Source organism: Pararhodobacter zhoushanensis (genome assembly GCF_025949695.1).
GTDB lineage: Bacteria > Pseudomonadota > Alphaproteobacteria > Rhodobacterales > Rhodobacteraceae > Pararhodobacter > Pararhodobacter zhoushanensis_A.
Genome location: NZ_JAPDFL010000001.1, coordinates 1,438,346 through 1,451,175 on the forward strand (window position 1 = coordinate 1,438,346; position 12,830 = coordinate 1,451,175).

At 65.6% G+C, this 12,830-nt stretch carries 10 protein-coding genes; 6 read left to right on the top strand and 4 right to left on the bottom strand.

The annotated features are described in order from the left end of the window. Positions 1 to 52: 52 nt before the first annotated feature. Genes OKW52_RS07105 through OKW52_RS07125 form a run of 5 tightly spaced genes read left to right on the top strand, consistent with a single transcriptional unit; the run spans position 53 to position 5,898 of the window. Positions 53 to 1,093 (top strand): hemin-degrading factor, encoded by a 1,041-nt coding sequence (locus tag OKW52_RS07105; protein WP_264505107.1) that lies wholly within the window; start codon positions 53 to 55, stop codon positions 1,091 to 1,093. A 3-nt stretch (positions 1,094 to 1,096) separates the two neighbouring features. Further along, positions 1,097 to 1,912 carry a heme/hemin ABC transporter substrate-binding protein gene (locus tag OKW52_RS07110; RefSeq protein WP_264505108.1) on the top strand — a complete coding sequence of 272 codons (816 nt, stop codon included), beginning with the start codon at positions 1,097 to 1,099 and terminating at the stop codon, positions 1,910 to 1,912. A gap of 4 nt (positions 1,913 to 1,916) precedes the next feature. Then, positions 1,917 to 2,972 (top strand): FecCD family ABC transporter permease, encoded by a 1,056-nt coding sequence (locus OKW52_RS07115; RefSeq protein WP_264505109.1) that lies wholly within the window; start codon positions 1,917 to 1,919, stop codon positions 2,970 to 2,972. Positions 2,973 to 2,974: 2 nt separating this feature from the next. Continuing rightward, positions 2,975 to 3,757 carry a heme ABC transporter ATP-binding protein gene (locus tag OKW52_RS07120; RefSeq protein WP_264505110.1) on the top strand — a complete coding sequence of 261 codons (783 nt, stop codon included), beginning with the start codon at positions 2,975 to 2,977 and terminating at the stop codon, positions 3,755 to 3,757. A 53-nt stretch (positions 3,758 to 3,810) separates the two neighbouring features. After that, the gene (locus OKW52_RS07125; protein WP_264505111.1) at positions 3,811 to 5,898 is read left to right on the top strand and encodes a TonB-dependent receptor domain-containing protein; all 2,088 of its coding nucleotides are present in this window, start codon (positions 3,811 to 3,813) and stop codon (positions 5,896 to 5,898) included. A 34-nt stretch (positions 5,899 to 5,932) separates the two neighbouring features. Here OKW52_RS07125 and OKW52_RS07130 read toward each other — a convergent pair whose 3' ends face one another. After that, a complete protein-coding gene (locus OKW52_RS07130; RefSeq protein WP_264505112.1) occupies positions 5,933 to 6,847 on the bottom strand; it encodes a hydrogen peroxide-inducible genes activator in 915 nt (304 codons plus the stop codon). A gap of 187 nt (positions 6,848 to 7,034) precedes the next feature. On the opposite strand from OKW52_RS07130, the gene katG reads away from it, so the two are divergent. Then, positions 7,035 to 9,197, top strand: a complete 2,163-nt coding sequence (gene katG / locus OKW52_RS07135; protein WP_264505113.1) for a catalase/peroxidase HPI — start codon at positions 7,035 to 7,037, stop codon at positions 9,195 to 9,197. 69 nt (positions 9,198 to 9,266) lie between these two features. Here katG and galE read toward each other — a convergent pair whose 3' ends face one another. From galE to OKW52_RS07150, 3 genes are all read right to left on the bottom strand, one after another. Further along, positions 9,267 to 10,250 (bottom strand): UDP-glucose 4-epimerase GalE, encoded by a 984-nt coding sequence (galE, locus tag OKW52_RS07140; RefSeq protein ID WP_264505114.1) that lies wholly within the window; start codon positions 10,248 to 10,250, stop codon positions 9,267 to 9,269. A gap of 15 nt (positions 10,251 to 10,265) precedes the next feature. Next, positions 10,266 to 11,159: a UTP--glucose-1-phosphate uridylyltransferase GalU gene (galU, locus tag OKW52_RS07145; protein ID WP_264505115.1), complete on the bottom strand. Its 894-nt coding sequence runs from the start codon at positions 11,157 to 11,159 to the stop codon at positions 10,266 to 10,268. A gap of 292 nt (positions 11,160 to 11,451) precedes the next feature. Then, positions 11,452 to 12,765, bottom strand: a complete 1,314-nt coding sequence (locus tag OKW52_RS07150) for an MFS transporter (RefSeq protein WP_264505116.1) — start codon at positions 12,763 to 12,765, stop codon at positions 11,452 to 11,454. Positions 12,766 to 12,830 lie beyond the last annotated feature (65 nt).

Genomic DNA, 12,830 nt, shown 5'->3' on the forward strand with positions numbered 1-12,830 from the left:
GCCAGAGCCGCGCCGTCCCCGACAGCCAAATTCTGACCGCAAAGGATAGCCCATGAGCACCATCGCCCCCGATTCGCCCGCCGCGCTGCGCAGCGCCCGTGCCGAGAACCCCAAAAGCCGCACCCGTGATCTGGCGCAGACGCTGGGTGTGACCGAGGCGCATCTGGTTGCCGCCATGGTCGACGGCACCGCTGTTGTCCGCATCGACCCGTCGCTGGACCGTCTGTTCCCGGCGATCGAGACGCTGGGCACCGTGATGGCGTTGACGCGCAACGACAGCTGCGTGATCGAGCGTGACGGGACTTATCTGGACTATCGCTCGGGCCAGCATGCCGCGATGGTCCTGGGACCGGATATCGACATGCGCATGTTCCCGTCGCATTGGGCCCATGGCTTTGCTGTGACCGACGGCGACAAACGCTCGATCCAGATCTTTGATGCGGCGGGTGACGCGGTGCACAAGGTCCACCTGCGCGAAGCCTCGAATGTCGCGGCCTTCGACGCGCTGGTCGCCGATCTGCGGCTCGAGGATCAGTCGGACCAGATCGACACGATTGCCCGCGCGCCGACCGAAGCGGCCAAGTCGAACCCTGAAAAGCTTGATATCCTGCGCAAGGAATGGGACGGCATGACCGATACCCATCAGTTCATGCGCCTGACCTCGAAACTGCGGATGAACCGTCTGGGCGCGTACCGCATCGCCGGCGAGCCCTATGCGAAATCCCTGAAGCCCGAAGCCTTCACCGAGGCTCTGCACCGGTCGGCTGCTGGTCAGATCCCGGTCATGATCTTCGTCGGCAACCGTGGTTGCATCGAAATCCACGGCGGGCTGATCCACCGGGTCGAGCCGATGGGTCCGTGGATCAACGTCCTCGACCCCGGTTTCAACCTGCACCTGCGCGCCGATCACATCGCCGAGGTCTGGCTGGTCAACAAGCCGACCAAGCAAGGCCCCGCGATTTCGATCGAGGCGTTTGATGCTGAAGGCGGGCTGATCCTGCAAATGTTCGGCAAGCGGGATCCCGACACCGATGCGTGGATCGCGATGACCGAGGCGCTTGGTGCTGAGATGCCCGCCGAAACGGGGGCCTGAGCCATGCGCCTTTCTCTGATCGCGGCGGCCTGTCTGGCCGCCACCCCCACGCTGGCGCAAGAGCGTGTGGTGGTCGCGGGCTCTGCGCTGGCCGAAATCGTCGCGGCACTGGGCGCGTCTGACCGGCTGGTCGGACGCGACACCACGGTCAGCTACCCCGAGGCGCTGACCGCGTTGCCTGATGTCGGCTACATGCGCGCCCTGTCGGCTGAAGGTCTGCTGTCGCTGGGGCCGGATCTGATCCTTGCGGATGTCGATGCAGGCCCGCAAGCCACGCTGGATCTGGTCGCCGCCACCGATGTTCCGGTTGTCCGCGTCACCGGCGGCTATACCGCCCAAGGCGTCATCGACCGCATCGAGGCCGTCGCGCAGGCGCTGAGCCTCGACGCCGCGCCGCTGGTCGGGCAGGTGCAAAGCGCCTTTGCCACGCTGGCCGAGGCGCGCGCGGATGCAGCACCCGTGAGCGCGATCTTTGTGCTGTCGGCGGCGGGCGGTCGGGTTCTGGCCTCGGGGCAGGGCACGGCGGCGGAAGGCATTCTGGAACTGGCAGGCGCGCAGAACGCGATCACCGGCTTTGACGGCTATCGCCAGATGACCGACGAGGCGATCATTGCCGCCGCGCCGCAGGCCATCGTGATGATGGACCGGTCGGGCGATCACGCGCTGAGCGATGCCGATATCCTTGCCCATCCCGCGCTGGGGCTGACCCCGGCGGCCGAGGCCGGACGCATCATCCGGCTGGATGGCGCGTTCCTGCTGGGCTTTGGCCCGCGGACCCCAGAGGCCGCGCAGGCCCTGATGGACGCGCTGGAGGGCTGAGCCGATGGTCGCGATCCCCAGCGAAGCCCCGGTGCGCAGCGGTGACCGTGCCCCGCGCGCCCGCGCGATGCTGCTGGCGCTGGTGCTGCTGTTGGCGGCCACCGCCGCGGCCTCGCTGGCCGTCGGCGCGGCGGGGGTTTCGCCGCTGGCGGTGATGGGCGACTGGCTGGCCGGGGCAGAGATCGCCATGCGCGAGCGGGTGATCCTGTTCGACATCCGCCTGCCGCGCCTGATCACCGGCATGCTGGTCGGGGCCTCGCTGGCGGTGTCGGGTGCCGTGCTGCAAGGGCTGTTTCGCAACCCGCTGGCCGATCCCGGTATCATCGGGGTCAGTGCGGGTGCCGGTCTGGGCGCGGTATTTGCCATCGTTCTGGGCGGTCTGCTGCCCTTTGGCGGGCCGCATCTTGTGCCGCTGGCGGCCTTTGTCGGGGGATGGGGCGTGACGATGCTGCTTTATGCCGTCGCAACCCGCGCCGGGCGCACCTCGGTCGCGACGATGCTGCTTGCCGGGATCGCGCTGGCGGCGCTGGCCGGGGCGGGCATGGGGGTGATGATTGCACGGGCGGATGATGCGCAGCTGCGGGATCTGACTTTCTGGAACCTTGGCTCGCTGGCCGGGGCCAGCTGGGCCAAACTGGCCGTCGCCGCGCCGGTGATGCTGGCCGGTCTGGCCGCCGCGCCCTTCCTTGCCCGAGGCCTCAACGCCCTGTCGCTGGGCGAGGCGGCGGCGATGCATCTGGGCATCCGGGTGCAGCGCATCAAGGCGCTGGCGGTGCTGTCGGTGGCGGCCTCGGTCGGGGCGGCCGTGGCGATTTCAGGCGGCATCGGTTTTGTCGGCATCGTCGTGCCCCATCTGCTGCGCCTTGCCATCGGGCCCGACCACCGCTTTCTGCTGCCCGGCTCGGCGCTGCTGGGGGCGGTGCTGCTCTTGGGGGCCGACATGGTCTCGCGCGTGATCGTTGCCCCGGCTGAGCTGCCCATCGGCATCGTCACCGCGCTGGCGGGCGCGCCGGTGTTCCTGTGGCTGTTGCTGCGCAAACGCGGATTGGTGGACCTGTGAGCATGCTGCAAGCCCTTGATCTGTCTGTCTCTCTCAGCCGCAAGCCGATCCTGCGCGGCATTCATTTCAATGCCCGTGCCGGTCAGTTGACCTGCATCGTTGGCCCCAATGGCTCGGGCAAGACCACGCTGCTGCGTGCGCTGACGGGCGAACTGCCCTATACCGGCCAGATCCTGCTGGACGGCACCGACCTGAGCACCCGGCGCCCCGAAGCGCTGGCCGAGCGCCGCGCCGTGCTGCCGCAGGCGATGCCGCTGGCCTTCCCGTTTACCGTGCTCGAAGTGGTGCGGCTGGGCCTGACCGGCACGGCCGCGCTGGCCTCGGACGCCGCCGACCTGCCGCGCCGCGCGCTGGAGCGGGTCGGGCTGAGCGGCTATGAGGGGCGGCTGTTTCAACAGCTTTCGGGCGGCGAGCAACAGCGCGCGCATCTGGCGCGGGTGCTGGTGCAGGTCTGGCGGCCCGTTGTCGCGTGCCAGCCGCGCTGGCTGTTTCTGGATGAGCCGGTCGCCTCGCTGGACATTGGCCATCAGCTGCAAATCATGCGGCTGGCCAAGGAGTTTGCGCAGGCGGGCGGCGGGGTCATTGCCGTGATGCATGACCTGAACCTGACCGCGATGACCGCCGATGCCGTCTGTCTGATGGAGAGCGGGCGCGTGCTGGCCCATGGCGCGGCGCGCGACGTCTTTACCGATTCCATCCTGAGCCGCGCCTATGGCTGCGCGCTCAAGGTGTCTACCCCGCCGCCTGATGGCGGCGTGTTCATCCTGCCGCAAGCTGCGGCCTGACTCATCCAATATGCCAGCGGTCCAGCCAGCGAAATCAACTGTAAGAGGGACCCATGTCACCCACCATCCGGCGCTTTGGCGCTGTCTCGACCCTTGCGCTGGCGACGGCGCTTGGCACCCCCGCCGCCGCCCAGACGCCACAGGACAACAGCGTCTTCACCATGCTGGGCCGCATCATTCTGGGCGCAGGCCGCGCCCGTGTCGCCATCGACACGCCGCAAGCCGTCACCGCGCTTGAGACCGACGACATCGAGCGCGAGCAAGCCTCGACGCTTGGCGATCTGCTGCGCGCCGTGCCGGGGGCCGAGGCCTTTGGCGGCTCGGCGATGACCGGGCAGTTCCTGAACATCCGGGGCGTCGGCACCTCGACCTCGTCCGATGAGAACCGCATCATCGTCACCATCGACGGCGTGCAGAAATACTACGAGCAATACCGCGTGGGGTCGCATTTCGGCGAGCCCGAGCTCTATCGCCGCGTCGAAGTGCTGCGCGGGCCGGGCTCGTCGATGCTGTATGGCGCGGGCGCGATCGGCGGCGTCGTTGCGTTCGAAACACGCGATGCCTCGGACTTCCTGACCGACGAATCCAGCACCGCCCTGCGGCTGCGCGCGGGCGGCAATTCCAACGGCGAGGGCTATCTGGGGTCGGCCATTCTTGCGCACCGATTCAACGAACGGGTCGAGATGCTGGCGGCGATCACCACCCGGTCCGAGGGCGATGCCGACGCTGGCGACGGCTCGCTAATCACCGGCTCGAACATGCAGTCCCGCTCGGCGCTGGTCAGCGGCACCATCCGGCTGTCGGACGAAAGCGAGCAGACGCTGCGTTTCTCGGCCTCGCGCTGGACCACCAGCGGCGAGCAGGTTCCCTATTCGGCCTATGGCAATTTCTCGATCTTCGGCAATGTCGACCGCGAAGTGACCGACGATTCCGCGCAGATCACCTGGGAAAACCCGGCATCGGACAACCCGTGGGTCGATGCGCGCGTGCAGCTGTCGTGGACCCAGTCGCGCGTCGTGCAGGAGAATGCGACGAATTATCCGGGCTATCCCTTTGCCCCGCCCTATGGCCTGTGGCAGGATTCCGAATATGCCTATGAAGGTCTGGCGCTTGATGCGCGCAACACCTTCACGATGATGGGCGACACCTGGGAAAACTACCTGACCGTTGGCGGCACCATCGCACGGCGTGACCGTGTCGCGGTTGTCGGTGGAACCGGCTATGCCTCGCAGCCCGGCGGCACCAGCGACACCTGGGGCCTGTATCTGCAGAACGAGTTCATCCTGAACGAGCGTCTGACCATCCTTGGCGCGCTGCGCTATGACCACACGCGGCTCGAGGCGACGTCGGGGGCGGATGCCAGCCTGCTCAACCAGCCGGTGACGCATGGTGGCTCTGCCGCCTCGCTGGCGATGCACTATGAAATCAACGACGCATGGTCGGTGTTCGGCTCGCTGGCCGATACGACCCGGTTGCCCACGATTGACGAGGTCTTCGACAGCGCCGATCCCACCGCGACCAACCCGCTTGGCCTGCGCCCGGAACACGCGCGCACCATCGAGCTGGGCTTCTCGTGGCAGGGGCGGGACGTGTTCATGGCTGGTGACGGGCTGGACCTGAAACTGACCGCGTTCAACAACCAGTTCCGCGACATGATCACCCGCACCGGCGGCGGTGTGCCGTTTACCAACATCGGTCGCGCGCGCATCCGTGGGGTCGAGCTGGAAGCCTCGTACCAAAGCGAGCGCTGGTTCGGTCGCGTGGCTGCCAGCATGATCGACGGGGTGGATCAGACCACCGGGCGCGTGCTGGCCTCGACGCCGTCGCATCAGATCCTGCTGGAACTGGGCCATCGCCTGCCGGCGCAGAACCTCGAATTCGGCTGGCGCGGCACCTTCGCACGCGGCATGGAAACCGCGTCGGGCGATGCGGTGCCGGGGTATGGCGTGCATGACCTGTTTGTCACCTGGCGTCCCGATCAGGGCGCGCTGCGCGGGGTCGAGGTCCAGCTGGCGGTCAACAACGTCTTTGATCGTTACTACTATAACGCGCTGGATGTCGGCGGCTACGGCTATGCCTTCTCGAATCCACGGTCGGGCCGCGACGTGCGCCTGACGTTGGGTCGTACCTTCAACTTCTGATCCCTCGGGTTGGGTACGAAGCGATTGCCCCGGGTCACACCGGGGCAATCCGCTTTGACAGCACCTCTGCTGTCTGACGCACGACACCCGCGATCTGGGTGAGCTGCTGCGCTAACGGACTGGAATTTCGCCATATCATGCCGATGGTGCGCTGGGGTTGCGGCTCGGGGAAGTGCGACACGGCAACATCGGCCGAGCGCGTCTCGACGGCCACCGCCATTTCCGGGATCAGCGTCACGCCGATGCCGGCCCCCACCATCTGCACCAGCGTTGACAGCGACGAGCCGTCGAGCAATTCGCGGGGCAGGGTGCTTTGCAGGTTGCAAAAGCTCAGCGCCTGATCGCGAAAGCAATGCCCCTCTTCCAGCAGCAACAAGCGCATCTCGCGCAGGCGCTCGGGGCTTGGCACCGGCTTGCCCGCGTCGCTGTCAGGGCGCACCAGCACGAAGCTTTCGGAAAACAGCGCCACCTCGGTCAGCGCGGGTTCCGAGACGGGCAGGGCGACGATGGCGGTGTCCAGCCGCCCTTCGTGCAGCTCGGTCAGCAGCTTCGGCGTTACCGTTTCGCGGATGTGGATGTCCAGATCGGCGTTGATCCGCGTCAGGTTGCCGATCAGCGCCGGTAGCAGATAGGGCGCGATGGTGGGAATCACCCCCAGCCGCAACCGCCCGGTCAAACGATCGCGTGAGGCGCGGGCGAGATCCTCCAGCTCTTCGACCGAGCGCAGGATGTCGCGCACCCGGATCGCGAAGCCCTCGCCGAAAGCGGTGAGCCGAACCTGCCGGGCGCCACGCTCGAACAGCGGCGTGCCCAACGATTCCTCCAACTCTTTGATCTGCATTGATAAAGCAGGCTGCGAGATCGCGCTGGCTTCGGCCGCACGGCCGAAATGGCCATGGCGCGCGAGGGCTTCGAAATAGCGGAACTGCTTGAGGGTGAGGTTCGTCATAACTTTAACTTATCGGGATGATCAGAAAATACAACTTAGACTAATCGCAGCTCTGCGCTAGGCTCTCTCTAACGGAGGCTTGGAGGAGTCGGCATTCCAGCACGACACGCGTCCCACCGCCCGATCCATCGGGCAGCGGGGCGGCTTCAGGCCTGCGCCTCAATTGCGACCCAGACAGGAGAGAGAGATGGATGGGAATACCGCGGGCAAATGCCCGGTCATGCATGGCAGCAACACGGTCAGCTCAAAATCGGTGACCGAGTGGTGGCCGAATGCGCTGAACCTCGACATCCTGCATCAGCACGATACCAAGACCAACCCGATGGGCGCTGCGTATAACTATCGCGAAGCGGTCAAGACGCTCGATTTCGACGCGCTCAAAGCCGACATGCGCAAGCTGATGACCGAAAGCCAGGACTGGTGGCCAGCCGACTGGGGCCATTACGGCGGCCTGATGATCCGTCTGTCGTGGCACGCGGCGGGCTCGTACCGGCTGGCCGACGGGCGCGGCGGTGGCGGCACCGGCAACCAGCGCTTTGCGCCGCTGAACTCGTGGCCTGACAACGCCAGCCTCGACAAGGCGCGCCGCCTGCTGTGGCCGCTCAAGAAGAAATACGGCAACAAGATCAGCTGGGCCGACCTGATGGTTCTGGCCGGGACCGTCGCCTATGACATGATGGGGCTGAAAACCTTTGGCTTCGGCTTTGGCCGCGCCGACATCTGGCACCCCGAGATCGACACCTACTGGGGTGCCGAAAAGGAATGGCTGGCACCCTCGGACGGTCGCTACGAGGACGTGTCCAAACCCGACACGATGGAAAACCCCCTCGCTGCCGTGCAGATGGGCCTGATCTATGTGAACCCCGAAGGGGTGAACGGGAAATCCGACCCGATGGCGACCGCCGCGCAAGTGCGCGAGACCTTCGCGCGTATGGCGATGGATGACGAGGAAACCGTGGCGCTGACCGCCGGTGGCCACACCGTCGGCAAGACCCACGGCAACGGCGATGCCGCGCTGCTGGGGCCAGAGCCCGAGGCGGCTGGCCCCGAAATGCAGGGCATGGGCTGGGCGAACCCGCTGCAGAACGGCCATGCCAACCGCGCGGTGACCTCGGGGCTGGAAGGCGCGTGGACGACCAACCCGCTGGTCTTCGACATGGGCTATTTCGACATGCTCTTCGGCCACGAGTGGGAGCTGCGCAAGTCGCCCGCTGGTGCGATGCAATGGGAACCTGTGACCATTGCCGAAGCCGACAAGCCGCTTGATGCCTCGGACCCCAGCCAGCGTCACAACCCGATGATGACCGATGCCGATATGGCGATGAAGGTCGACCCGATCTACAACGCGATTTGCCAGAAGTTCATGGCGGACCCAGCGTATTTCAACGACGTCTTCGCCCGCGCGTGGTTCAAACTGACCCACCGCGACATGGGGCCGAAGGCCAATTATATCGGCCCCGATGTGCCAGCCGAGGATCTGATCTGGCAAGATCCGATCCCCGCCGGTCCCACCAGCTATGACATCGCGGCGGTCAAATCCATGATCGCAGCCTCGGGTCTCAGCCTGTCGGACATGGTGTCGACGGCGTGGGACAGCGCGCGGACCTACCGGCAATCGGACATGCGCGGCGGTGCCAATGGCGCGCGCATCCGTCTGGCACCGCAAAAGGACTGGGCCGGGAACGAGCCCGAGCGTCTGGCCCGCGTGTTGTCGGTGCTGCAACCGATCGCGGCACAAAGCGGCGCGTCCATCGCGGATGTGATCGTGCTGGCGGGCAATCTGGGCGTCGAGCAGGCAGCCAAGGCTGCCGGCTTCGAGCTGACCGTGCCGTTCAGCCCCGGTCGTGGCGATGCGACAGCCGAGCAGACCGACGCCGACAGCTTCGACGCGCTGGAACCGCTGGCGGATGGCTATCGCAACTGGCTGAAGGCCGACTATGTGGTCAGCCCGGAAGAGCTGATGCTGGACCGCACGCAACTGATGGGGCTGACGGCTGCCGAAATGACGGTGCTGGTGGGCGGCATGCGCGCGATGGGCACCAACCATGGTGGCACCGCGCACGGGGTGTTCACCGACCGTGTGGGCACGCTGACGCCGGACTTCTTCACCACGCTGACCGACATGGCCTATACGTGGGTCAAGGCGGGTGATCACTACGAGATCCGCGAGCGCAAATCGGGCGCGGTCAAGTACACGGCGACGCGGATGGATCTGGTGTTCGGCTCGAACGCGATCCTGCGCGCCTATGCCGAGGTCTATGCCCAAGACGACAACACCCCGAAATTCGTTGAGGATTTCGTGGCGGCCTGGGCCAAGGTGATGAACGCCGACCGCTTCGATCTGGCCTGATCGGCGCGACGAAACGACAGCGGGCGCGACCGAAAGGTCGCGCCCGTTTTCATACGGTGCATCAGGGCGTCAGCCTGAATAGCCGCCGGTCTTGTGCCAGGTCCACGCGTCCTTGATCATCACCTTGAGCGACGAACGGGCAGGGTTCCAGCCCAGTTCATTCAGCGCGCGGTGCGAGCCCGATATGAGCGCCGCTGCATCGCCGCCTCGACGCGGACCAAAGCTGTGCGGCACCTTGTGACCCGTGGCGGCGCGGGCATGGCCGATCACTTCCTTGACGGTAAAGCCCGCCCCGGTGCCCAGATTGAACACCCGGCTTTCCTTGCCGTCCAGCAGCCACTCCAACCCCAACACATGCGCCTCGACCAGATCCATCACATGAACATAATCGCGGACGCAGGTGCCATCGGGCGTGTCGTAATCGGTGCCATAGATCACCAGTTCCGAGCGTTGACCGTCGATGGCTTCCAGCATCACCGGGATCAGATGCGTCTCGGGGCGGTGGCATTCGCCGATCTCGCCCTCGGGGTCGGCCCCCGCCACGTTGAAATAGCGAAAGATCACGTGGTTCAGGCCCGAGGCGGTGCCAAAGTCGCGCAGGATCTCTTCGACCGCCTTCTTGGACGACCCATAGGCGTTGATCGGCTGCTGCGCGCTGTCTTCGTCCAGCAGAACACCGTCCTGCTCACCGTAGGTGGCGCAGGTTGACGAGAACACGAAATCCCTGACCCCCGCCGCAACCGTGGCCTCAATCAGCGTCAAAGATCCCATGACGTTGTTGCGCCAGTATTTTCCCGGGTCGGACATCGCCTCGCCGATTTCGCTGCAAGCGGCGAAATGCATGACGGCAATGGGATCATAGGCCGCAAACGCAGCGTCCAGCGCGGCGCGGTCGTTCAGGTCGCCCTGAATGAAGGGACCGTATTTCACCGCCTGTGCCCAGCCGGTCGACAGATTGTCAAAACAAACCGGCACATACCCGCGTGCCGCCAGAACCTTGCAGGCGTGCGAGCCGATATAGCCCGCACCCCCGGTGACCAGGACGTGTCTCACCGCCTCAGTCATTTTTCAGCCAATCTCGGCCTCGCGCTTTTGAAGTCTGTCGCGGATCAGGTCATAGAACTTGTCGCGGAACTCGTCATGATCCAGCGCGTGATCCACAATCGCGGTCAGATACCCCATCTTCGAGCCGCAATCATAACGCGTTGCGGTCATTTCCATCGCCGCAACCTTGCCTTGGCCGGCGAGGATGTCGATGGCGTCGGCAAGCTGGATCTCGTTGCCGGCACCGGGCTTGAGCGTGCGCAGGATGTCGAAGATCTCGGCGTTGAAGACATAGCGCCCCATCGAGGCCAGATGCGACGGCGCATCCTCAAGCTTGGGTTTCTCGATCAGACCGGCAACGGTGACACGTCCGTCGGGGCCGACGGGGCCGGGTTTGACGATGCCGTATTTATGCACGACGTCAGGTTCGACCTCGGTCACGCACAGATAGTTGGTCGGGTTGGCGTCATAGGCGGCGACCATTTCAGAGGTGGGCAGGCTGGGGCCCTTCATCAGGTCATCGGCCAGCAGCACGACAAAGGGGGCATCGCCCACAGCAGGGGCGGCGCACAGAACGGCGTCGCCCAGGCCCTTGGGTTCGGGCTGGCGGATGAAGATGCAGTTGACGCCCTGCGGCACGATGTTGCGCACCATGTCGCGTTCGGCGTGCTTGCCCTTCTGGGTCAGCTGGAACTCCAGCTCGAGGTTGGCGTCGAAGTGGTCGCCGATTGCGCGCTTGGGACGGCCGGTCACAAAAATGATGTCCGTGATCCCGGCGGCGATTGCCTCTTCAACGGCGTATTGGATGATAGGGCGGTCGATAATCGGCAGCAGTTCTTTCGGCATCGCTTTGGTCGCCGGCAAAAAACGCGTGCCCAAGCCTGCTACAGGAAAAACAGCTTTCTTGATCTTCGTCATAATATCCAACGGTTCCTTTGGAACGTGCAGTAACACTGTACCACTTCTAAAGGAGGACACACGCAACACAACCGGGAAAACAGGTCCAAGGCTGGCTTGACCCGTGGCGCGCCGCGCCGCGCGCAAGAAAACGCCGAGCAAAACGTGGATTTCTGACGTTCAGGCAGGCCGCGCCGTGGCGGTCACTCGACCCTGCGTGCCGGGTTCAGGACGACCAGAACCCACTCGAGCACGACAAACCCTGCAATGGTGGCAAAGGTGGCGCGGAACGCCAGCTCCCAGCCCGCGCGGCTTACCGTGTCGGCCGAAAGCCCCCCGACAGGATCGCCCCGGCGTCGCTGCCCGATGGCGCTACGGCAAACAGCACAAAGGCGGTCAACGCCGTGCCGACCACCGCCCCGATCGAGCGCGCGAAGGTGATCGCGCCAATCGCGCGGCCGCGGATTTCATCGGCAGCGGTGACTTGCACCACGGTGTTGAGCACCGGCATCACCCAGCCAAAGGTCAGGCCGATCAGCAGGTAGTTGGCCATCAGCGCCGGGCGGCTCAGGTCGGCCCCGTAGAACGCCAGAAACCCGAGAGCGGCGACCGATACCGGCAGGCTGAGGCTTGGAAACAGCACAGTGCGGCCCGTTATGGTGACAAGATTCCCGGCGATGATACCGGCGACGCCAAAGGCGACGGTCAGTGCCAGCATCGTCGTGGCGGTGACAAGCGCGCCATCGGTGCGCAGGATCGCGTGAAACAGCGGGATCGTGGTGACCAGCGAGACCAGCGCCGCGCCATGGCAAAAGATCGCCAGACTGGCGCGGTTCAGCGCCGGGGTCTTGAAGATCACCGCCGGGAACAGCGCGTTGGCCGCGCGGCGTTGCGAGCTGAGCAGGCCGACGATACCCGCCGCGGCCGCAACCGCCGCCAGCCCGGCCCAAAGCCGCAGGCCGGGCACCGAGACCATCTCGATGGCACCGGTCAGGCCCGTGACCAGCAGGACCAGCGACAGGAAGCCTTGCAGATCAAAGCGCCCGGCGGCGGCAGCGCGCCGGGGGATCTTGGTGCGCAGCAGCACCGTGATCGCCAGCAGTGCCAGCGGGATGGTGACCAGAAACAGGCTGCGCCAGCCAAAGGTCACCACCAGAACGCCCGCCACCAGCGGACCCGCGGTCGAGGCAACCACGCTGATCGCCGCGATATTGCCCTGCGCGCGTCCCCGGTCGCGCGGGGCCACGACATCACCGATCAGTGCCTGACTGAGCGACATCAGCCCGCCGCCGCCCAACCCTTGCAACAACCGCGCCGAGGCCAGTACCGGGAAATTCCACGCCATCGCCGCCAAGGCGGTTCCGGCGATATAGACGCACAGCGCGATCAGCAGCATCCGCGCGCGCCCGTAACTGTCGCCCAGCACGCCGTAAACCGGCCCGGCGATGGTCAGCGCGATCATATAGCCCATCACCAGCCACGGCAGCCGCCGCACTTCGCCCAGATCGGCCCCGATATTGGGCAATGCGACCGAGACCATCGTTTGATTGGCGATGGCCAGAAACGCCGGGATCGCGATCAGCGGCAGCAAGGAAAGGGGAGAGCGGTAGATCGGGGTGTCAGGCACAGGGGGCGCATCCGCGGGCATGGAAAAAGGCGCCGTCCCGGGGGCGGCGCCTTTCTTTAACGCGT

What these genes read in the sequence shown, in the direction of transcription:
- OKW52_RS07130 (WP_264505112.1), bottom strand. Translation starts at nt 6,847, where the DNA reads ATGACGAACCTCACCCTCAAGCAGTTCCGCTATTTCGAAGCCCTCGCG.
- OKW52_RS07105 (WP_264505107.1), top strand. Translation starts at nt 53, where the DNA reads ATGAGCACCATCGCCCCCGATTCGCCCGCCGCGCTGCGCAGCGCCCGT.
- galU (WP_264505115.1), bottom strand. Translation starts at nt 11,159, where the DNA reads ATGACGAAGATCAAGAAAGCTGTTTTTCCTGTAGCAGGCTTGGGCACG.
- OKW52_RS07110 (WP_264505108.1), top strand. Translation starts at nt 1,097, where the DNA reads ATGCGCCTTTCTCTGATCGCGGCGGCCTGTCTGGCCGCCACCCCCACG.
- OKW52_RS07115 (WP_264505109.1), top strand. Translation starts at nt 1,917, where the DNA reads ATGGTCGCGATCCCCAGCGAAGCCCCGGTGCGCAGCGGTGACCGTGCC.
- katG (WP_264505113.1), top strand. Translation starts at nt 7,035, where the DNA reads ATGGATGGGAATACCGCGGGCAAATGCCCGGTCATGCATGGCAGCAAC.
- OKW52_RS07125 (WP_264505111.1), top strand. Translation starts at nt 3,811, where the DNA reads ATGTCACCCACCATCCGGCGCTTTGGCGCTGTCTCGACCCTTGCGCTG.
- OKW52_RS07120 (WP_264505110.1), top strand. Translation starts at nt 2,975, where the DNA reads ATGCTGCAAGCCCTTGATCTGTCTGTCTCTCTCAGCCGCAAGCCGATC.